The following is a 19827-nucleotide window of genomic DNA, read 5'->3' as shown; positions in this document are numbered from 1 at the left end:
TCACGGGTCGTGATCACGGAGGCACGCCTCACCTCCCCGTTTCGATCAGAGGAACGAATGAACTCAGCCATACGCACGACCACGGCCGTCGCCTCGACGGTCGTCGTGCTCGCCACCGCGGGCGGACTGCTCACCGTCGCAGCCGCGCCCGCCTCCGCAGCCGTGAGCTGCTCCTCCCCCGTCTTCAAGCGGCAGTTCTTCGCGAACACCACGTTCTCCGGAACCCCGAAGAAGACCGACTGCGACTCCGTCATCGACCAGAACTGGGGCACCGGGGCACCGGCCAAGGGACTGCCGGCGAACAACTTCGGCGTCCGCTGGTCGCTCACCCGCGACTTCGGCTCCGGCGGCCCGTTCTCCTTCGCCGCCTCCGCGCAGGACGGCATCCGCGTCTACCTCGACGGCACCCGCGAGGTCGACCTGTGGAAGAACGTGTCGTCGACCCGGAAGAAGACGGTCGACGTCACCGTCCCCAAGGGCAAGCACACCCTCCGGATCGACTTCGTCAACTGGACCGGCAAGGCGGACGTCGAGTTCGTCTACACGCCCAGGACCTCGGCGACCGCCGACAAGGTCGCGCCGCTCGCCCCCACGGGCGCCGCCGCCGTCCACGACCCGGCCACCGGCAGGACGAAGGTCACCTGGTCCAGGAACAAGGAGATGGACCTCGCCGGCTACCGCGTCTACCGCCGCCTGAAGGGCACCGACGACTACCGCCAGGTCAACGGCGGCACCGTGGTCACCGGCACCTCCTTCACCGAGACCCTCGCGCCCACCGGTGCCGCGTACTACTACGAGATCCGGGCCGTGGACAAGGCCGGCAACGAGTCCGCGGGCAGCTCCGACAAGCCCGTCACCACCGTCGACACCACCGCTCCGCTGACCCCCGTGCTGTCCGCGACCGACGACCCCGTCGAAGGCGTCCGGCTGACCTGGCAGGACGACACCTGGGAGGTGACGTACGACGTCTACCGGGCGGCCGCCGCCGACGGGGAGTACACCCGGATCGCCGAGTCGGCCCACGGCTCCGTCTTCATCGACGAGACCGCGCCCTACGGGGAGACCTCGTACTACCGCGTGATCGCGAAGGACCCGGCCGGCAACACCGCCCGGTCACGGGAGCTCGCCCACAGCCGGCCGCTGGCCGTGCCGCTCATCGGGGTCTCCGGCACCGCCGAGGACGACAGCGGCGTCAGCATCCGGTGGAGCACCTCGAAGACCGCGCCCACCCGGTTCCGGGTGTACCGCTGGGAGCGGTCCGCCCAGGCCCCGGTGCCGGTGGAAGTGACCTGCGAGCCGTACCGGGTGGGCAACCCGTCCGACTACGCCCCGCAGTACGCCTGCACCGACCGCTCCGCCGCGGTCGGCACCCCCTACGGTTACCACGTCACCAGCGTCGACGACGCGGGCCGCGAGTCGGCGCCGTCGCTCGCCGCCTACGTGACCCGCGCCGACCGCACCCCGCCGCCCGCCGTCACCGGTCTGACGTACACCAGCACGGAGTACGGCACGGTGCTGGAGTGGGACCCGAGCACCGCCGACGACCTCGCCTCGTACGCCGTGTGGCGCGGGACCGACGCCCGGAACACCTTCACCCACGAGCGGATCGCCACCCTGGCGCCCGGCACCACCCGGTTCGTCGACCCGGACGTGCCCGACGGCGAGAACTGGGTCTACTTCGTCGACGCGATCGACGTCCGGAACAACTCCCTGTACACCACCGCCGGTTACCCGGACACCGTCGTCGCCAACGTGAGCGTCGACGAGCTCGACCTGACCCCGGGCCAGGTGCCGCCGCGGACCACCGCCTGGTCCGTGTCGGCCACGGCGGACGGGGCCGGCCACGCGGCGCTGGCCTGGAACTGCGGCGCGCACTGCCCGGCCGGCGGCTTCCAGGTGTACCGCTGGGACCGTGCGACGCAGACGTTCGTCCGCCTCACCGACGTACCGCTGGCCGCCGGCACGACCGGCTGGACCGACCCCGGCACGCCCGCCGGCACCACCAGCCACTACCTGGTGTCGGGCCTCTCGGCGGACGGTACGGAGAGCTTCTCCTCCCTCGCACCGGTCGTGGTGCCGCCGAGCGGGACCTGACCGCCACCGCCCCGGACACGACGGGGGCCCGGAGGTTCGGCCGAACCTCCGGGCCCCCGCGCCCTCGTGCGGCGCGCGTCCGTCCGACGAGCGCCCCTTCGGCCGCCACACCACCAGCGCGCTGGTCTGCTTGACCTCCTGGTACGGCACCAGGTCCCGGCGGTACGACGCGTGCACCGCCGCCTCGCGCTGGCGCATCGCCGCCGCCGCGCCGTCCAGGGCGGCCTCCATCTCGGCCACCCGGGACTGGAGCGCCGCGACCTGGTTCTCCAGTTCGATGATGCGCTTGATGCCGGCCAGGTTGATGCCCTCGTCCTGCGACAACTGCTGCACCGTGCGCAGCAGTTCGATGTCCCGGGCCGAGTAGCGGCGCCCCCGGCCGGCGGTGCGGTCCGGGGAGACCAGGCCCAGACGGTCGTACTGACGCAGGGTCTGCGGGTGCAGCCCGGACAGCTGGGCCGCCACCGAGATGACGTAGACCGGGGTGTCCTCGGTCAGTTCATACGGATTGCGTCGACGGCCGTCCATCCCCATCAAGCTCCCTTCGCGGCCTGGAACAGCTCCGCCCGCGGATCCTCGCCCGCGGTGGCCTCGCGATACGCCTCCAGCGCTTCACGAGCCTTCCCACTCAGGTCCTTCGGAACACTCACCTCCACGGTGACCAGCAGGTCCCCGCGGGTGCCGTCCTTGCGGACCGCGCCCTTGCCGCGGGCGCGCATGGTCCGCCCGTTGGGCGTGCCGGCCGGCAGCTTCAGCGTGACCGGCGGGCCGCCCAGGGTCGGCACCCGGACCTCCCCGCCGAGCGCCGCCTCCGCGTACGTCACCGGGACGGTGACCGTGAGGTTGTCGCCCTTGCGCCCGAAGACGGCGTGGTCCTTGACGTGCACGACCACGTACAGGTCGCCCGCCGGACCGCCCCGCTCGCCCGGCGTGCCCTTGCCGCGCAGCCGGATGCGCTGCCCGTCCGAGACCCCGGCCGGGACGCGGACCTGCATGGTCCGCGACGACTTGGCGCGTCCGGAGCCCTTGCAGACGTCGCAGGGGTCCTCCGCGATCAGGCCCCGGCCCTTGCAGTCCGGGCAGGGGTCGGTCAGCGAGAACCCGCCGCCCGAGCCCCGCGTCACCTGGCCGGTGCCGACACAGGTCGGGCACACCCGCGGGGTGCCGTTCTTGTCGCCGGTGCCCGAACACGCCTTGCAGGGCGCCTGCGAGGACATCCTGAGCGGGACCGTGGCCCCCTCGATGGCCTCCGTGAAGCTCAGGGTGACCTCGGACTCGATGTCCTGGCCGCGCCTGGGCTGGGTCCGGGCGCCGCCTGCGGCCCCGCGGTTGAACAGGCCCCCGAACACGTCACCGAGTCCGCCGCCGAAGCCGCCGGCCCCCTGTCCGCCCTGTCCGCCGCCGAAGAGGTCGCCCAGGTCGAAGTTGAAGGTGCCGCCGCCCGCGCCGGGCCCGGGGCGGAAGCCCCCGTTGCCGAAGAGCGCGCGGGCGTCGTCGTACTCCTTGCGCTTCTTGGGGTCGCCGAGGACGTCGTTCGCCTCGGAGATCTCCTTGAACCGCTCCTCCGCCTTGGCGTTGCCCTTGTTGGCGTCCGGGTGGTTCTCGCGGGCGAGCTTCCGGTACGCCTTCTTGATCTCGGCGTCGGTGGCGTCCTTGGGGACGCCGAGGACCTTGTAGTAGTCCTTCTCGATGAAGTCCTTGGTGCTCATCCCCGACGTCCCTCCTCCCTGCTGCTCACAAGCTCAGCCCTCGTCCGGGCCACCGCTCTCCTTGTCGTCGGCCTGGTCCGCGCCGCCCGCCTTCTCGCTCTCCTCGGCCGGCTTGACCGTCTGCGCCCCGGGCTGGGGCTCGGCCACGGCCACCCGCGCGGGGCGGATGGTGCGCTCGCCGATCCGGTACCCGGGCTGCAGGATCGCCACGCAGGTCGTCTCGGTGACGTCCGGCGCGTAACTGTGCATCAGGGCCTCGTGGACCGTCGGGTCGAAGGGCTCGCCCTCCTTGCCGAACTGCTGCAGGCCCAGCTTGGCCGCGACCGCCTCGGTCGACTCCGCCACCGACTTGAAGCCGCCGACGAGTTCGCCGTGTTCCCGGGCGCGGCCGATGTCGTCGAGCACCGGGAGCAGCTCGGTCAGGAGGTTCGCGATGGCGATCTCCTTCACGGCGGCCCGGTCCCGCTCGACCCGGCGGCGGTAGTTCTGGTACTCGGCCTGGAGCCGCTGGAGGTCCGCGGTGCGCTCGTTGAGCGCGGTGCGCACCTGGTCCAGCTGGGCCAGCAGGCCCGCGTCCTGGCTCGCGTCCCCGGCCGGGGCCGCCCCCGCCTCCGGAGCGGAGGGGGCGGTCTTCGGCTCGGCGTCTTCGGGGGTGGCGCCGGAGGGGACGTCGGGCTTCTCCTCAAAACCCGGGGTCTCCTCCGTCACGCGGCACCGTCCTTGCGCTCGTCGTCGACGATCTCGGCGTCGACGACGTCGTCGTCGGCCTTGGACTGGCCGGCACCGGCGCCCGGAGCCTCGCCGCCAGCGGCCTGCGCGCCCTGGGCGTCGGCGTACATGGCCTGGCCCAGCTTCTGCGAGACGGCGGCGACCTTCTCGGTGGCGGTGCGGATCTCGGCGATGTCCTCGCCCTTGAGCTTCTCCTTCAGCTCGCCGACGGCGGTCTCCACCTCCGTCTTCACGTCACCCGGGACCTTGTCCTCGTTGTCCTTGAGGAACTTCTCCGTCTGGTAGACGAGCTGCTCGCCCTGGTTGCGGGTCTCGGCGGCCTCGCGACGGCGGTGGTCCTCCTCCGCGTACTGCTCGGCCTCCTGGCGCATCCGGTCGACCTCGTCCTTCGGCAGCGAGGAGCCGCCGGTGACGGTCATCTTCTGCTCCTTGCCCGTGCCCAGGTCCTTCGCGGTCACGTGCATGATGCCGTTGGCGTCGATGTCGAAGGAGACCTCGATCTGCGGGACGCCGCGCGGCGCCGGCGGCAGACCGGTCAGCTCGAACATCCCGAGCTTCTTGTTGTACGCCGCGATCTCGCGCTCGCCCTGGTAGACCTGGATCTGCACGGAGGGCTGGTTGTCCTCGGCGGTGGTGAAGATCTCGGACCGCTTGGTCGGGATCGTCGTGTTCCGCTCGATCAGCTTGGTCATGATGCCGCCCTTGGTCTCGATGCCGAGGGACAGCGGGGTGACGTCGAGGAGCAGGACGTCCTTGACCTCGCCCTTGAGGACACCGGCCTGCAGGGCGGCGCCGATGGCGACGACCTCGTCCGGGTTGACGCCCTTGTTGGCGTCCTTGCCGCCGGTCAGCTCCTTGACCAGCTCGGCGACGGCCGGCATACGGGTGGAGCCACCGACGAGCACGACGTGGTCGATCTCGCCGAGCTGGATGCCCGCGTCCTTGATCACGTTGTGGAACGGCGTCTTGCAGCGCTCCAGCAGGTCCGCGGTCAGCTGCTGGAACTGGGCGCGGGTGAGCTTCTCGTCCAGGTGCAGCGGGCCCTCGGCGGAGGCCGTGATGTAGGGCAGGTTGATCGAGGTCTCGGTGGACGAGGACAGCTCGATCTTCGCCTTCTCGGCGGCCTCGCGCAGGCGCTGCAGCGCCATCTTGTCCTTGCTCAGGTCCACGCCGTGACCGGACTGGAACTGCTTGACCAGGTAGTCGACGACGCGCTGGTCCCAGTCGTCACCACCGAGGTGATTGTCACCGTTGGTGGCCTTCACCTCGACGACGCCGTCGCCGATCTCCAGCAGCGAGACGTCGAACGTACCGCCACCGAGGTCGAAGACGAGGATCGTCTGGTCGTCCTTGTCGAGGCCGTACGCCAGGGCGGCGGCGGTCGGCTCGTTGACGATGCGCAGGACGTTCAGGCCCGCGATCTCGCCGGCCTCCTTGGTGGCCTGGCGCTCCGAGTCGTTGAAGTACGCCGGGACGGTGATGACCGCGTCGGTCACCTTCTCACCCAGGTACGCCTCGGCGTCCCGCTTCAGCTTCTGCAGCACGAAGGCGCTGATCTGCTGCGGGTTGAAGTCCTTGCCGTCCAGGTTGATCTTCCAGTCGGTGCCCATGTGGCGCTTGACCGACCGGATGGTCCTGTCGACGTTCGTGACCGCCTGACGCTTGGCCACCTCGCCGACCAGCACCTCACCGTTCTTGGCGAAGGCGACGACGGACGGCGTGGTCCTGGCGCCCTCGGCGTTGGTGATGACGGTGGGCTCGCCGCCCTCCAGAACGCTGACGACGGAGTTAGTCGTGCCCAGGTCGATGCCGACCGCACGTGCCATGGTTGATTCCTCCAACTGACTTGAGTGGAACAGACTCAAGTGTGCACGACGACTCCCGCCGGGTCAACAGACCTGAGTCGATCGGACTCAACTCTTATCCGCTCCTTACGCGCAACGAGCCGCCGACCTGCGCGAACGCAGGGTGGCACGCCTTCGGCACGGGAAAACCAGTCCCCCGCCGGGGTGTCGGCGGCACCCGTGACACCCCACACCGAGGCGCCAGCCGCTTCTTGTACGAGTTCCTGCACGAGGACGAGGCGGGCCGGGCTCCCCGGGACGGGACCGGCTCGCACCCCCGTACGGCGACGACGACCCACCGGGCGAACGGCCGCAGCAGCGGTGCGAGCAGGGCGGCGAGGAGGAAGGCGGCGGCCGGCGAGGAGGAGGGCGGCGGCAGCGAGGAAGGCGGCGGAGAGGAGGGGACGGAGGCGATCCCGTGGAGCACGGCCTTAAACTAAGCCGAATATCACGATGTGCGATGAATGTCTTGTCCGGTTCGGCGCGGCGGCGCCGGACAGGAGGGAGGCGCCCACTCAGGGTGGCCTCAGCGACACAGATCACCACACGCCCGACTACAGTGCGGCGGAGGATAGGGGTAGTCTCGAACGGACTGCATAAGCTACCGCTCAGTAACACCACTCACCGCTCACCCACCCCCTCGAAACCCTCGCAGGCCCGAGGAGCCCCCAAATGCAACTCGCCGCGATCATCGTGTCGCTGGTCCTGATCGTGGTCGGCGTGGCACTCTTCGCCCGCGCCGTCCTCCAGATCGTCCGCTACCTGCGGCTGGGCCAGCCCGTGCCGGCCGGCACCCGGACCGACCAGCCCGCGCAGCGCACCCTCACGGTGGTCAGGGAGTTCCTCGGCCACACCCGGATGAACCGCTGGGGCGTCGTCGGCGTCGCGCACTGGTTCGTGGCGGTGGGCTTCTTCTCGCTGCTGCTGACCATCGTCAACGCCGTCGGCCAGCTCTTCCGCGCCGACTGGCTGCTGCCGGTGCTGGGCGACTGGGCGCCGTACAACGTCTTCGTCGAGTTCATCGGCACGATGACCGTGCTCGGCATCCTGGTCCTGATCGGCATCCGGCAGCTGAGCCACCCGCGCAAGCCGGGCCGCAAGTCCCGCTTCGCCGGCTCCAACTTCGGCCAGGCGTACTTCGTCGAGGCCGTCATCCTCATCGTCGGCGTCTGCATCTTCATGCTGCACGCCCTCGAAGGCGCCCAGCACCACGTGGACGGCTACGAGGCGTCGTTCTTCATCTCGTACCCGGTGGTGTCCTGGCTGGAGGGCATGGACCTGGCCACCCTCCAGAACCTCACCTACTTCTTCGCCGGCCTGAAGATCGCGACCTCCTTCATCTGGATGATCACGGTCGCCCTGAAGACCGACATGGGCGTGGCCTGGCACCGCTTCCTGGCCTTCCCCAACATCTGGTTCAAGCGCGACGCGAACGGCGGGACCTCCCTGGGCGCCCTGCTGCCGATGACCTCGGGCGGCAAACCGATCGACTTCACCGACCCCGGTGAGGACGACGTCTTCGGCGTCTCCCAGGTCGAGCAGTTCTCCTGGAAGGGCCTGCTGGACTTCTCCACCTGCACGGAGTGCGGCCGCTGCCAGTCCCAGTGCCCGGCCTGGAACACCGGCAAGCCCCTCTCCCCCAAGCTCCTGATCATGAGCCTGCGCGACCACGCGCACGCCAAGGCCCCCTACCTGCTGGCCGGCGGCGGCAAGACGGCGGAGGGCGAGGAGAAGGCGTCCGAGGAGCAGCTGAAGGACGTCCCCGCGGCGGCGCTGGCGGAGGCCGAACGTCCCCTCGTCGGCCCCCTCGAAGCCTCGTCCGACGGCGGCTTCGCCGCGGGCGGCGTCATCGACCCGGACGTCCTGTGGTCCTGCACCACCTGCGGCGCCTGCGTCGAGCAGTGCCCGGTCGACATCGAACACGTCGACCACATCGTCGACATGCGCCGCTACCAGGTCATGATCGAGTCCTCCTTCCCCTCCGAGGCGGGCACGATGCTCAAGAACCTGGAGAAGAAGGGCAACCCCTGGGGCCTGGCCAAGAAGCAGCGCCTGGAGTGGACCAAGGAGGTCGACTTCGAGGTCCCGGTCGTCGGCAAGGACATCGAGGACCTCACCGAGGTCGAGTACCTCTACTGGGTCGGCTGCGCCGGCGCCCTGGAGGACCGCGCCAAGAAGACCACCAAGGCCTTCGCGGAGCTGCTCCACATGGCGGGCGTGAAGTTCGCCATCATGGGCGGCGACGAGAAGTGCACCGGCGACTCCGCCCGCCGCCTGGGCAACGAGCCCCTCTTCCAGGAACTGGGCATGGAGAACGTCGCCTCGCTGAACATGGCCTTCGGCGAGGACGACGAGTCCCCTCAGACCAAGAAGCCCAAGTCGGCGAAGAAGATCGTCGCCACCTGCCCGCACTGCCTCAACACCCTGGGCAACGAGTACCCGCAGCTCGGCGGCGACTACGAGGTCATCCACCACACCCAGCTGCTCCAGCACCTGGTCGACGAGGGCCGGCTGACCCCCGTCACCCCGGTCGAGGGCATCATCACGTACCACGACCCCTGCTACCTGGGCCGCCACAACAAGATCTACACGCCGCCGCGCGAGATCATCGCCGCCGTCCCCGGGGTCCGCAACGAGGAGATGCACCGCCACAAGGAGCGCGGCTTCTGCTGCGGCGCGGGCGGCGCGCGGATGTGGATGGAGGAGCGGATCGGCAAGCGCATCAACAACGAGCGCGTCGACGAGGCGCTCTCCGTCGATCCGGACATCGTCTCCACGGCCTGCCCGTTCTGCCTGGTCATGCTCACCGACTCGGTCAACGGCAAGAAGAACGACGGCAAGGCGAAGGAGTCGATCCAGGTCGTCGACGTGGCCCAGCTCCTGCTGGACTCGGTGAAGACCCCGGCCGACCCGACGGGCGAGTCGGAGCCGAAGACGGCCCCGGAACCGGAGCCGGTGAAGTAACCGCCCGCCTCCCCGACGCCCCGTGTCCGCGAACGGATGACACGGGGCGTCGGTGTGTTCACGCCGCGCTCAATTGAGCGGCTCCGACCACCGCCCCCGGCACCCGGCGCCCCGGAGGACATCACCCCGGAACCCGACCCCGCCCTCCCGCGCCCCTGCTCTCTCTCCCTCTCTCCCTCCCTCTCTCCCGGCCGGTGACGCGGCGACGGGGCTCGCCGCCTCCCGCCGCGCTCCGGGACGACCGGCGGACACGGTCGCCCATGCCCCCGCCCCCGGCCTCGACCTCGCCCGGCCCCCGGGGCGCCAGGCCACCCCGGCCCTCGCGGACCGCGCCGCCGACGGCCGCTGCCCGCGGGCATCCGCGTCCCCTCAGCCGTCGGACCGCCCACCGAGTACGGCATCGCCGCCCCCGAAACGGACCTCGGCTCCTGCGCGACCCGGCGCCCCGGAGGACACCACGCCCGCCCCTTAGGGGACGCCCCGGCCGAGCCGCCCCCCACCCGTAGGGGATGTCACAGCTCGGCCGCAAAGCCGCCTCCAGGGTCCCGGGCCCGGCACGTCACCGTGCGGGACCAGGTACGTTCGGAAGCGTGGCTGGATTCAGGATCGGACGCGGCCGGGACAACGGCGCTCCTCAGACGCGACCGCAACACCCCCCGCACGGGCAGCAGACGCCGCAGGGACAGCCGTACGGCTATCCCCCGGCGCCGCCGCAGCCGTACCCTCCGCAGCCCCCGCACACCGGCGGCCAGTGGCCGCACGCGAACGGCGGCGGCTACGGCGGTCAGGCCGGCGGACACGGTGGACCCGGCGGGCACGACGAACCGGAGTACTTCGGTGACGGCGGCTACCCGCGGGGCGGCCCGCCCGGCGCCACCCCGCACGACCCGTACGCCGCCAACAACCCCGGCCACACCCAGGCCTTCTCGGTCGGCGAGGACCCCTACACCCAGGGCGACACCTACCGCGCCGGCCCGGCGTCCCCGCCGCCCGCCGGCCCGATCGGCCCCCGCCTGCACTGGAAGGACCTGCTGAGGGGCATCTTCACCAGCCCCGACCGGACCTTCCTCCAGATGCGGGACTACACGATGTGGGCCCCCGCCCTCATCGTGTCCTTCCTCTACGGCCTGATCGCGGTGTTCGGCTTCGACGGCGCCCGCGAGGACGCGATCAACGCGACGCTCTCGAACGCCATCCCGATCGTCCTGGTGACGGCCGTCGCCATGGTCCTCTCCGCCTTCGTCCTGGGCGTGGTCACCCACACCCTCGCCCGCCAGCTCGGCGGCGACGGGGCCTGGCAGCCCACGGTCGGCCTCTCCATGCTGATCATGTCGCTGACGGACGCGCCGCGTCTGATCGTCGCCATGTTCGCCGGCGGCGACGCGCCCTTCGTCCAGATCCTGGGCTGGATCACCTGGGTCGCGGCCGGCGCCCTGCTCACCCTGATGGTCAGCCGCTCCCACGACCTGCCCTGGCCGAAGGCGCTGGGCGCCTCCGCGATCCAGCTGGTCGCCCTGCTGTCGATCGTGAAGCTGGGCACGTTCTGAGCCACGCGGGACACGCAGGAAGGGGCTCCCCCGAGAACGGGGGAGCCCCTTCCTGCGTGTCCCGCGTGCACGCACGCGCGGCTCAGGCGTCCAGCACCTGCCCGCTCCGCCGTACCACGGGCTGCTGCGCGGACCACGGGAAGTTGATCCACTCCTCGGTCCGCTTCCACACGTACTCGCACTTCACCAGCGAGTGGGACTTCTCGTAGATCACCGCGCTGCGCACCTCGGCGACGGTCTCGAGGCAGAAGTCCCGCACCAGCTTCAGCGTCTTGCCGGTGTCGGCGACGTCGTCGGCGATGAGGACCTTCTTGTCGGAGAAGTCGATGGCGTTCGGCACGGGAGCCAGCATGACCGGCATCTCCAGCGTGGTCCCCACCCCCGTGTAGAACTCCACGTTCACCAGGTGGATGTTCTTGCAGTCGAGCGCGTACGCGAGCCCACCGGCCACGAACACCCCGCCCCGCGCGATCGACAGCACGATGTCGGGCTCGAACCCGTCGTCCGCCACGGCCTGCGCGAGCTCCCGGACGGCGACGCCGAACTGCTCGTAGCTGAGATTCTCCCGAACGTCACTCATATGTCCTCCGCCTGCCCCGCGCTCACACCTGGGTCCGATGAAAATTGAGGAAGGAGCGGGAGGCGGTCGGCCCCCGCTGCCCTTGGTAACGCGACCCGTACCGCTCGCTGCCGTACGGGTGCTCGGCCGGCGAACTGAGCCGGAACATGCACAACTGCCCGATCTTCATGCCCGGCCAGAGCTTGATGGGCAGCGTGGCCAGATTGCTCAGCTCCAGCGTCACGTGCCCGGAGAACCCGGGGTCGATGAAGCCGGCGGTGGAGTGCGTGACGAGCCCGAGCCGCCCGAGCGAGGACTTCCCCTCCAGCCGCGAGGCCAGGTCGTCCGGGAGCGTGATGATCTCGTACGTACTGGCCAGCACGAACTCACCGGGGTGCAGGATGAACGGCTCGTCCCCGTCCGGCTCGACCAGCCGTGTCAGGTCCGCCTGCTCGACCGAGGGGTCGATGTGGGGATACCGGTGATTCTCGAACACCCGGAAGAACCGGTCGAGACGCACGTCGACACTGGACGGCTGCACCATCGAATCGTCGTAGGGATCGATCCGTACCCGTCCGGCGTCGATCTCGGCCCGGATGTCCTTGTCTGAGAGAAGCACGTCCCGAGGATACGCAAGGCGCGCAGAGCGACCGCAATCGGCCACTCCGCGCGCCCGGAGCCTTCCTGCTGCTACCGCTTCTCGTAGCTCACCGGCACGACGCTGCGCAGCCGCGCACACCTCGGACACCGGACGAGCCGCCCGGGACCGAGCCGCTCGGCCTGCTGCATCGGGAACGAAGAGGTGCTGAACACGTGCCCATCGGCACAGCGGACGACGGTGCGCTCCATCAAGTCCTTCAAGTCTTCAAGTCCCTTCCCCAAGAGCCGCGTCTGACCAGGTCCCCCTGGCGACAAAAGCCACAGTACGGGATGAAAGGAACGACGCTCCAGGCGGCACTCCGCCCCGCCCGACCCCTCTCCGAAGTCCCCACCGTACGCCCCAACTCCGGTTCCCCGCAGTCCCGTCCTCCCCTCCCCCCTCCCCGCACGGAACGACGACAGGCCCCACGGCACGAACACCGGGAGCCTGTCATGAGGTAGAGTGAGCGAGCACCGGGACACCGGCTCCGACCGGCGGTCCGCTGCTTACGCGGGTGTAGTTTAATGGTAGAACATCAGCTTCCCAAGCTGAGAGCGCGAGTTCGATTCTCGTCACCCGCTCCACGACAAACCCCCAGGTCATCGACCCGGGGGTTGTTTGTTGTCTGGACCAGTGAGCGGGCCGCGCACCACAACCGCACCATAGGGACGCGCTACCCGTCGGCGGCCTTGTCGTTGTGGTGCGGCTTGTCGCCGGTGTGGTTCTTCGCACGCTCGGCACGGACCATCGTGTCCTTGAGAGTGGTGCCGGAACGGGTCGAGAGCGTGTGCCCGGTGTGCCGGAGATCGTAGAACCGGAAGCCGTCGGGAAGACCGGCGACCGTGCGCGCCCGCCGCCACTTCCGCCCGAACGAGGTGCGCCGGAAGGGCGCCCCCCTTCTCCCCGACGAAGACCAGCCCGTCCGGCCCCTTCTCGGCGAACCAGGCGAGATGCTGCCACACCTCCTTGTGCAGGAAGGCCGGGAGGACGACGGCCCGTACGCCCGCAGACGATGATCAGCACCGGTACGCCGTCCGGCAGGTCCAGCGGCTCACGTTCGGTCGCGTCGGACGGGCGAGCGGAGACGCGCTCCGTCACGTGGTCGAAGCGAACCTTCTTGCGCGTCTCCAGGTGCGCGCGTACCGGACTCCAGCACCTCGGGACTCGCCAGGTCGGTGCCGTCGACCAGACCGGCAGAGAAGTAGGAGGAGACCAGCTCGACGACCTCCCCGTCCTCCTCGACCAGGAGGCGACGCACGAGCGCCTTGGCCCGCTTGGGTAGCCCGAGGGCCGAAGCCACCCGGGCCGGTACCGTCACTTCGCCGACCCGCACGAGCCGCCCGACCGTCTGCGACTCATCACACGTGAGGACGTCACGGCTGCGTCGTTCCCGCTCCTCGGCGCCCGCAGGACGACCGTGCACGATCGTCCCGTACCCCTGCTGAGACTCCAGCCAGCCGTCATGCTTCAGCGGCTCCGGGGCCCGCACGACCGTGGGCCGGAACATCCCGAACGCCTGCACAAGCTGGTTCTCGCTGGGGACGCGGGTTCCGGGCGGATACGTTCCGCCCTCGATGCGACCTTGCAGGGTCTGCGCGGGGCACACGCACTTGGGGGCCTCCGCCTCATATCCCATGAACGCCGCCCGTCATGATTGGCCAAGTCAACTGTCACCAGACCAGCGACAATCCCTGAGCAGATGTAGAAGCGGGGCACTCCTCCCTCAGGAAGGCCAGGCATCAGCCATCACGAAGGAGACCACCGTCCCGCCGAAGCGACTGGGCCCGGAGTGCCACGACTCGGCCATGGCGTCGACCAACAGCAGCCCGCGCCCGTGCGCGTCATTCGCGTCCGGCCGGCGCATGCGCACGTTCGCCGGGAAGCCGGGGTTGTGCACCTCCACGCGGAGCGAGGTCTCCTCCCGGAACCACTCCACGCGCACGCGCCACTCCTCGTCCGCCCGTCCGTACAGGATGGCGTTGGTCACCAGCTCCGAGATCATCAGCGCACAGTCGTCGACCGAGCAGGCCGGGTTGTACGGGGCGATGAACTTCCGGAACCAGCGTCGAGCCCGAGGGACGGACTCCGGAACCGGGTGCAGGGTCATCGCCCCGAGCCACGGTGATTCCTCGCTGGGGAAGCGGTTGAACCGGTAGGTCATCCGCGCTCACTCCTTGCCGCTGCCGTCGCAGTCGAGGCAGCGCCGCTTCGACGTGGCACGGGTGTGGTCGTTGGCGGCGGCGAGGACCACCGACGTACGCGAAGCGACGCGCTTCCAACCGCGTCCCCGGCATCCCCGGCATGCTGCGCGCGTGCCCTGATCCGGCCGCCGACCTGTCACACCCTGCCCCCTTCCAAGTAAGTGGCCTTAGCCACTTACTGGATAGTGGCATTAGCCACTCGCGCCGCGCAAGCGGTTCACCTAACTGACGATCCGTCATGTCACACCAGCGGATAGCCCTGTTCGAACGCCCAGCGGTGCGGCGGGTAGGTCGCCTCGGCGAACTCCAACGGCCGGTCCTGCATGTCGTAGACGACGTGGTGAACGATCAACACGGCGGAGCCCGGTGGCAGCTCCAGGTCAGCGGCCTCTTCCTCGGTGGCGCTCCGGGCACACATCCGGTCCTCGGCATAACTCCCCTGCCGACCGGTCATGTTCTCGACGTACATCAGGGTCCCCTCCTGGATTCGCCCAGGGTCCGTGAGCTTGGGCGCCCGCTGCCCGACGTCCGGGGCGAACCATGAGGTCGACAACGTGATGGGACCGTCCTGGTTGTTGGTCACGCGCCGGCGGTGCACGGCCCGGCGGTCCTTCACCAGCCCGAGAGCCTCAGCCACGTGGTCCGGTGCGTCCATCCACCCGGCCGACGTGATCACCGCGTACTCACCGGGCGTGTAGATCTTCCCGGTCTGACGCGCCCGGCCGTACAACTCCCGCGCCCGCCGGTTGACTTCCAAGCTGCGCACATACGTCCCCGAGCCCTGCCGCTTCTCGACGAGCCCCTGATGACTGAGCGCCTCCAGAGCACGGTCCGCAGTCGGACGTGACACCTTCCAGTCCGCCGCCAACTGCCGCTCCGACGGCACCTCGTCACCCGCTCGCAGGTCGCCCCGAAGGATCTGATCGCGGATGTGGTGAGCGATCTGGAGATACTTCGGTTGCGCCTCCTCGATCTGCGGCACGTCCCCTCCTCGTCCAAGTGGCTATGGCCTCTGGCCACTATAGGGTGAGTGGTAAATACCAGAACCCGTAATGTTGACCACATGACGCGGTTGATCGTCGCAGCAGGAGGAGGGGGCGACGCAGTCGCCGCCGCAATGCTTCACGCCGCCCTGTACGGCGACGAGGACCAGGCGGTGATCCTCACGTACGCGTGGGACCGCCTGTTGGTCGACCCGGTACCGGGCCCGCGCGGCGCGCACGACTTCACCGGCCTGGAAGCCGTCACCCCGTCCGTGTGGTCCGTGCCGGCGACCGCCCGCCCAGTCCCTCCGGCAGGATCGACGCTCCCCCGCCTCGCGTCCGAACTTCCACAGACACTCGCCCTGCTGGACCCCTCCCACGGAGTCGAGGGCGTGACGCGCCAGCTGGAAGAGCTGCTGGCCCACCTGGCGCCCGAGTCGATCGACCTCCTGGACGTCGGCGGAGACATCCTCGCCCGCGGCGACGAACCGACCCTGAAGAGCCCGCTCGCCGACGCAGTGACGCTTGCCGCGTGCTGCCAGGTGAATGCCCCGGTACGGCTCCTGGTCGCTGGCCCCGGTCTCGACGGCGAGCTGTCGGCGGAGGATCTCCGTCCGCTACTGGGCCCTGTCGTCCACACCCTCACGGCGCAGGACGTGGCCCCGGTCGACACCGTCCTGGAATGGCACCCGTCCGAAGCCACGGGAATGCTCGCGGCGACGGCCCGGGGAACGCGCGGCATCTGCGAGGTACGCGACGCCGGCCTACCGGTGCCGCTCACGGACAAAAGCCCGCGTGTCCACGAAGTCGACCTGGACGAGGCCCTGAGCCACAACACCCTCGCCCGAGCCATCACGGCGACGACGACCCTGGACGAGGCCGAGACCCACAGCCGCGAAGTGTGCGGCTTCTCGGAGATCGACTACGAGCGCAACAAGGCCCTGTGGTTGAAGGACCAGCCACCGGCCCCGCTCGACGAGGGGGCGGTACTGCGCCAGGTCGACGAGTTCGAGTCGGAAGCCCGCACCCGCGGAGTCACACACACGACGTTCCGCCACCTCACCGAGGTTCTGAACCTCAACGGCTCCCAGCGCAGCGACCTGCGCCAACTACTGCTCACCAGACGCCCAGAGCAGTACACAGCCCCACTCTGGCACATCCCAGACGCCACCTGAGTTACAACCTTCTCTACTGGTTCAAGGCGGCTCGCTCCGCTCACCGCGCGCGGCCCGGCCCCCGGCCGGGCCTGCGCTCCTGTCTCCGCCCCGCTCCAGCCCGGCCGGGGGCCGTACCGCGCTCACGAGAATCAGCCGCCTGACTCCAGAGAGGGGAGACATTGCGGCTGGGCCGGTCGCCACCGAACGCCCCAAAGAGCTGGAATTGTCGTGCCGAGTGGCAACCTTGGAATTTTTTGAGGCATTGAAGCAACGGTCGATGCCTTCCGACGGCAATCCTACCGCAAATCCTGATACTGCCGGTAAAGAATTGCGCGCCCAGATGATATCCACTTTCTATATTCTGCCGTGCGATTGGCGCCGACAATCAAATCCAAGTGCGCCTCTAGCGAATTTCTCGCAGCGTGAGATATCCATTCTGGAACTCTCTGCATTGCATGTAAATCATGATGACCGGTGGTCGTAGGCTCGGCGTTCGGAGCAAGAAGTACACACCCAACCGCCGGATTACGAGCGTTGCTCGCGCGTGAGAGCGCCCCATCTGTAAAGCCACCAGCCGCATACAGCACGCCGCGGTCACAGCCAACATCGAGCATTTTTCCGATGAACTCATCAACAGTGCCGATACTTACGCTGCGCCGGTAAAGCTTCGCCTCGATCACGATACTTACGTGCTGCCCAGCGAGGCGTCCCTCCACCACCGCATCGAGCTGCCGCCGCACTCCGCTTACGCGCCCTATGACGTATCGGTTGTGCTGAACCGCCGTACCCGCATCGAGACTATCAACGAGCGTAGCGACTTCCTGCTCGTATTCTCGCCAGCGGCGGCGCTCGTTTCGCGGACGCCTACGTCCTGAATTTCCCTCAGTGATCACGCACGCATTCTAGGCCGTCTTCCGCCAGTTGCACTATTGATCACGGCTTTCCGAGTTGAGGACTTGAAAGCAGGCACCGCTACCACGGGCCGGCCGTCGCGGCTTGCTCCGGTTGACGACACCGGTAGCGTGGCTGAGACCGGTGGAGGTACAGCGAGGCATACGCGTGCGCGGTCGGTCGACGCACCCGCCGTCGTGGCTGGCTTTCGTCGGCTGAGGTTCGTGCCACTACCGTGCCACATGCAGGAGTCAGTCACGGTCAACGCCGGTGCTTCGCGGTCGAGGAGCCGCCCGCTTCCTCGGCCGGCGAAGCCGCAGCTCAGCCCGCAGATCACCCCGCCCCTCTCCTAAGGCGGTGCTCCCCGCCTCAAAGCGAGGCTGTGAAGCCGGCGGACTGGTCGAGGTGGAACGCGGAGCCCGGAACCGTCGGAGTCCAACCCTGACGCAGGGCAACTCGCACAGCCGCGGCAACGCGGGACGGCAATACCGGCTCAGCCTCGTGACCGATCCAGTTGCTCGGATGCGGCTGGTCGGTGGTGACCACGAGCGCCATGCCCGGGGTGTCCGCATGCTCGACCGCGAACGTGCACGGCGACCAGGCCAGGCCCTGGAAGTACGTCGGTCTGCCTCGCAGCCGCCAGCGGTAGGCCGTGCCGTCGACAACGATCCGTCGTGATCCCTTGCGGACCAATGCCATGACTCCCCCCTTCAACAGCGCAGATGCTAGCGAGCCCGGTCCCGCCGTCCGTCTCAGTTTCCGTCTCATTCAGCGCCGTTCGCGGGCGTTCAGACGGGACCGAAGCCCGTAACCGCTCCGGCGACCAGCCGACCGTGAACGCAGGTGAACAGCCCTGTACGCGGCCCCGTGAGGCACCAACACAGTTGGAAAGCGTGTGGGCCCCATGGCGACGCCGACCCACGACACCACCAGTCGAGGCGGCTAGGTTGAGGGCGTGGACGAGGAAGCGATCACCATCAAGCTCACGCGCGATCAAGCGTTCGTGCTGTCCGACTGGCTCTATCAAGTCATGTTCCAGTCCGACGACCTTGAGGGAATTGTGCACGACCGAGCCGTCTGGTCGCCGATCTATGCGATCTCCGGAACGCTGGACAAGACGCTGAGCGAGATCTTCATGGCTGACTACGGCCCACGCCTTGAAGCGGCCAAGGAGCGTCTCCGCGCCGATCTGTACGGGGGAGCAGACGAGCCGACGACGCCAGGCCAGGACACGACCGACGCACCACAAGCGCACCAGATCGAGCGGGGAACAGCGGGGAACCACGGTGAAAGCGACCGAGGGCGATGAGACCCGGTGCCGGGTGACAGCCCAGTTCAGCAGCCATGCCAGCCCCAAATACCCGCAGCTTCCCAAGCTGAGAGCGCGAGTTCGATTCTCGTCACCCGCTCTTCTTGAAGCCCCAGGTCAGCGGCCTGGGGCTTGTGCATTGGCGGGGATTTTTGCGCAGGATCCGCCCCGAGGCGCGCGAAGATGGGGCACGTGGAGGGCACGAGTTCTCGGCGGCCGTGGTCGGCTCCCCGGCCCTGGCATCGCACGGTACCTGTGACCTGCGGTTTCGCTGTATCAACCACATCGGTCACACGTGTGAGCCCTCAGCATGCCCGTCCCCTCGGAGAGACGAATGGCGTTTGCGGACACCGCAGCACTATCCCGTTGCCGCCTCCTGTCGAGGAGACAGGACTTCAACGAGTGCGCCGCAGTGGACACGAACGGACCCGGCGGCACCGAGGTGATGCCCCGCCATCTCCGGTATGACGACGCGGGCCTCCACCCTCGCCTGACGCAGGCTCGACGGAAATCCCTCAGGCGATGTCGTGGACGTTGTGCTCGGTCAAATCGGATGCGTGCCGAGCGACGGCACGGTAGTCGGCATCGTCATGGAGGACAGTCAGGTCATGGTGAGCCGCGGTGGCAGCGATGACGAGGTCGACCGCTGAGGCGCTGCGATGCTCCCCGGCCCGGGCCATGCGGTGCTGCACCGCGCCGATCCAGCGCCCCGCGTTCTTCGGCACCGACACATCTGGGTAGAGGCCGGTGAACATCTCCATGATCTCGTCGTACTCGCGACCGTTCCGAGCGCTGTGAAGAAACTCGGCGCGTTGCACGTAGCAGGATGCGATGGCCCCGGCATCGATCGCGTCGTACCAGGCCGCTTGCAGTTTGGGATCACGGAGCAGCCGCACCAGGCCGGACGTGTCGAGCAAGTAGATCACCGGCTGCGCTTCTCCGCCTCGTGCAGGCGCTCGGCGTCCTCGACGGCACCCCACTCACGCGCACGCTTGAAGTGACGGCTGATGCGCGCCGCACGCTCCTGCTGCTCGGCGTAGAAGTGCAGAGCGAGATTGACCGCCTCTTTCTTGGTCCTGACCTTTGACAGGGCCATGGCGCGCTCCAGGGCGTCGTCGTCGATGTCGATCTGGGTCACTGACATCCGGCACCTCCCGCTCGCATGTTGGTGATGTACATAGAAGGATACGCCACCAACAT

General features: G+C 68.9%; 19 protein-coding genes, 1 tRNA gene and 2 pseudogenes. 7 read left to right on the top strand and 15 right to left on the bottom strand.

Annotation, left to right across the window (positions count from 1 at the left end):
- Window positions 1-57 precede the first annotated feature (57 nt).
- Window positions 58-2094: a fibronectin type III domain-containing protein gene (locus tag ACY1JF_RS10375; protein WP_462704727.1), complete on the top strand. Its 2037-nt coding sequence runs from the start codon at window positions 58-60 to the stop codon at window positions 2092-2094.
- An 81-nt stretch (window positions 2095-2175) separates the two neighbouring features.
- Here ACY1JF_RS10375 and ACY1JF_RS10370 read toward each other — a convergent pair.
- From ACY1JF_RS10370 to dnaK, 4 genes and pseudogenes are all read right to left on the bottom strand, one after another.
- A pseudogene (locus ACY1JF_RS10370) lies at window positions 2176-2622 on the bottom strand (heat shock protein transcriptional repressor HspR); the annotation flags it as partial.
- 5 nt (window positions 2623-2627) lie between these two features.
- A complete protein-coding gene (dnaJ, locus tag ACY1JF_RS10365) occupies window positions 2628-3803 on the bottom strand; it encodes a molecular chaperone DnaJ (RefSeq protein ID WP_462704726.1) in 1176 nt (391 codons plus the stop codon).
- 33 nt (window positions 3804-3836) lie between these two features.
- On the bottom strand, window positions 3837-4511 hold the full coding sequence (grpE, locus tag ACY1JF_RS10360) for a nucleotide exchange factor GrpE (RefSeq protein WP_462704725.1): 675 nt from the start codon (window positions 4509-4511) through the stop codon (window positions 3837-3839).
- The gene (gene dnaK / locus ACY1JF_RS10355; RefSeq protein ID WP_462704724.1) at window positions 4508-6358 is read right to left on the bottom strand and encodes a molecular chaperone DnaK; all 1851 of its coding nucleotides are present in this window, start codon (window positions 6356-6358) and stop codon (window positions 4508-4510) included. Before dnaK ends, grpE begins: the two co-directional genes overlap by 4 nt.
- 690 nt (window positions 6359-7048) lie before the next feature.
- Between dnaK and ACY1JF_RS10350 the strand changes: the two genes are divergently transcribed.
- On the top strand, window positions 7049-9340 hold the full coding sequence (locus ACY1JF_RS10350) for a (Fe-S)-binding protein (RefSeq protein WP_462704723.1): 2292 nt from the start codon (window positions 7049-7051) through the stop codon (window positions 9338-9340).
- Between the two features lie 509 nt (window positions 9341-9849).
- Window positions 9850-10887, top strand: a complete 1038-nt coding sequence (locus tag ACY1JF_RS10345) for a Yip1 family protein (RefSeq protein ID WP_462704722.1) — start codon at window positions 9850-9852, stop codon at window positions 10885-10887.
- 82 nt (window positions 10888-10969) lie between these two features.
- Here the strand turns inward: ACY1JF_RS10345 and ACY1JF_RS10340 are convergent, their stop codons facing one another.
- The 3 genes from ACY1JF_RS10340 to ACY1JF_RS10330 all read right to left on the bottom strand — a co-directional run bounded on the left by ACY1JF_RS10340 (window position 10970) and on the right by ACY1JF_RS10330 (window position 12307).
- A complete protein-coding gene (locus ACY1JF_RS10340) occupies window positions 10970-11467 on the bottom strand; it encodes a phosphoribosyltransferase (protein WP_462704721.1) in 498 nt (165 codons plus the stop codon).
- 22 nt (window positions 11468-11489) lie between these two features.
- Window positions 11490-12065 carry a dCTP deaminase gene (gene dcd / locus ACY1JF_RS10335; RefSeq protein ID WP_462704720.1) on the bottom strand — a complete coding sequence of 192 codons (576 nt, stop codon included), beginning with the start codon at window positions 12063-12065 and terminating at the stop codon, window positions 11490-11492.
- Between the two features lie 71 nt (window positions 12066-12136).
- Window positions 12137-12307: a hypothetical protein gene (locus tag ACY1JF_RS10330; RefSeq protein WP_462704893.1), complete on the bottom strand. Its 171-nt coding sequence runs from the start codon at window positions 12305-12307 to the stop codon at window positions 12137-12139.
- A gap of 289 nt (window positions 12308-12596) precedes the next feature.
- Here ACY1JF_RS10330 and ACY1JF_RS10325 point away from each other — a divergent pair.
- A tRNA-Gly gene (locus tag ACY1JF_RS10325) sits at window positions 12597-12670 on the top strand.
- An 89-nt stretch (window positions 12671-12759) separates the two neighbouring features.
- On the opposite strand, the pseudogene ACY1JF_RS10320 reads toward ACY1JF_RS10325, so the two are convergent.
- The 4 genes and pseudogenes from ACY1JF_RS10320 to ACY1JF_RS10305 form a co-directional block, all read right to left on the bottom strand.
- Window positions 12760-13099 (bottom strand): annotated as a pseudogene (locus tag ACY1JF_RS10320) (tyrosine-type recombinase/integrase); the annotation flags it as partial.
- 38 nt (window positions 13100-13137) lie between these two features.
- A complete protein-coding gene (locus ACY1JF_RS10315; protein WP_462704719.1) occupies window positions 13138-13722 on the bottom strand; it encodes a GntR family transcriptional regulator in 585 nt (194 codons plus the stop codon).
- Window positions 13723-13809: 87 nt separating this feature from the next.
- On the bottom strand, window positions 13810-14247 hold the full coding sequence (locus ACY1JF_RS10310; protein ID WP_462704718.1) for an ATP-binding protein: 438 nt from the start codon (window positions 14245-14247) through the stop codon (window positions 13810-13812).
- 281 nt (window positions 14248-14528) lie between these two features.
- Window positions 14529-15269: a GntR family transcriptional regulator gene (locus tag ACY1JF_RS10305; RefSeq protein WP_462704717.1), complete on the bottom strand. Its 741-nt coding sequence runs from the start codon at window positions 15267-15269 to the stop codon at window positions 14529-14531.
- Between the two features lie 81 nt (window positions 15270-15350).
- Between ACY1JF_RS10305 and ACY1JF_RS10300 the strand changes: the two genes are divergently transcribed.
- On the top strand, window positions 15351-16445 hold the full coding sequence (locus ACY1JF_RS10300) for a DUF1152 domain-containing protein (protein WP_462704716.1): 1095 nt from the start codon (window positions 15351-15353) through the stop codon (window positions 16443-16445).
- A gap of 278 nt (window positions 16446-16723) precedes the next feature.
- Here ACY1JF_RS10300 and ACY1JF_RS10295 read toward each other — a convergent pair whose 3' ends face one another.
- On the bottom strand, window positions 16724-17107 hold the full coding sequence (locus ACY1JF_RS10295; protein WP_462704715.1) for a restriction endonuclease: 384 nt from the start codon (window positions 17105-17107) through the stop codon (window positions 16724-16726).
- A gap of 9 nt (window positions 17108-17116) precedes the next feature.
- Here ACY1JF_RS10295 and ACY1JF_RS10290 point away from each other — a divergent pair, with 9 nt between their 5' ends.
- On the top strand, window positions 17117-17302 hold the full coding sequence (locus tag ACY1JF_RS10290; RefSeq protein WP_462704714.1) for a hypothetical protein: 186 nt from the start codon (window positions 17117-17119) through the stop codon (window positions 17300-17302).
- 385 nt (window positions 17303-17687) lie between these two features.
- On the opposite strand, the gene ACY1JF_RS10285 is transcribed toward ACY1JF_RS10290, so the two are convergent.
- Window positions 17688-18017: a hypothetical protein gene (locus ACY1JF_RS10285; protein WP_462704713.1), complete on the bottom strand. Its 330-nt coding sequence runs from the start codon at window positions 18015-18017 to the stop codon at window positions 17688-17690.
- 256 nt (window positions 18018-18273) lie between these two features.
- Between ACY1JF_RS10285 and ACY1JF_RS10280 the strand changes: the two genes are divergently transcribed.
- Window positions 18274-18627 (top strand): hypothetical protein, encoded by a 354-nt coding sequence (locus ACY1JF_RS10280; RefSeq protein WP_462704712.1) that lies wholly within the window; start codon window positions 18274-18276, stop codon window positions 18625-18627.
- 515 nt (window positions 18628-19142) lie between these two features.
- On the opposite strand, the gene ACY1JF_RS10275 is transcribed toward ACY1JF_RS10280, so the two are convergent.
- Both ACY1JF_RS10275 and ACY1JF_RS10270 read right to left on the bottom strand, forming a co-directional pair.
- Complete coding sequence (locus ACY1JF_RS10275) at window positions 19143-19553, bottom strand: PIN domain-containing protein (RefSeq protein WP_462704711.1); 411 nt, start codon at window positions 19551-19553, stop codon at window positions 19143-19145.
- On the bottom strand, window positions 19550-19771 hold the full coding sequence (locus ACY1JF_RS10270; RefSeq protein WP_462704710.1) for a type II toxin-antitoxin system VapB family antitoxin: 222 nt from the start codon (window positions 19769-19771) through the stop codon (window positions 19550-19552). The genes ACY1JF_RS10275 and ACY1JF_RS10270 overlap by 4 nt, the downstream gene beginning before the upstream one ends.
- Window positions 19772-19827: the final 56 nt, after the last annotated feature.

This window comes from Streptomyces sp. SYSU D01066-1, assembly GCF_054956795.1.
This window is presented reverse-complemented; position numbering and strand designations above follow the sequence as displayed.

Bases quoted from the DNA above. Each gene is read 5' to 3' on its own strand.
- ACY1JF_RS10340 (WP_462704721.1), bottom strand. From the start codon at position 11,467: ATGAGTGACGTTCGGGAGAATCTCAGCTACGAGCAGTTCGGCGTCGCC.
- dnaK (WP_462704724.1), bottom strand. From the start codon at position 6,358: ATGGCACGTGCGGTCGGCATCGACCTGGGCACGACTAACTCCGTCGTC.
- ACY1JF_RS10350 (WP_462704723.1), top strand. From the start codon at position 7,049: ATGCAACTCGCCGCGATCATCGTGTCGCTGGTCCTGATCGTGGTCGGC.
- ACY1JF_RS10270 (WP_462704710.1), bottom strand. From the start codon at position 19,771: ATGTCAGTGACCCAGATCGACATCGACGACGACGCCCTGGAGCGCGCC.
- ACY1JF_RS10300 (WP_462704716.1), top strand. From the start codon at position 15,351: ATGACGCGGTTGATCGTCGCAGCAGGAGGAGGGGGCGACGCAGTCGCC.
- ACY1JF_RS10345 (WP_462704722.1), top strand. From the start codon at position 9,850: ATGTCACAGCTCGGCCGCAAAGCCGCCTCCAGGGTCCCGGGCCCGGCA.
- dnaJ (WP_462704726.1), bottom strand. From the start codon at position 3,803: ATGAGCACCAAGGACTTCATCGAGAAGGACTACTACAAGGTCCTCGGC.
- ACY1JF_RS10310 (WP_462704718.1), bottom strand. From the start codon at position 14,247: ATGACCTACCGGTTCAACCGCTTCCCCAGCGAGGAATCACCGTGGCTC.
- ACY1JF_RS10375 (WP_462704727.1), top strand. From the start codon at position 58: ATGAACTCAGCCATACGCACGACCACGGCCGTCGCCTCGACGGTCGTC.
- ACY1JF_RS10315 (WP_462704719.1), bottom strand. From the start codon at position 13,722: ATGGGATATGAGGCGGAGGCCCCCAAGTGCGTGTGCCCCGCGCAGACC.
- ACY1JF_RS10285 (WP_462704713.1), bottom strand. From the start codon at position 18,017: ATGGCATTGGTCCGCAAGGGATCACGACGGATCGTTGTCGACGGCACG.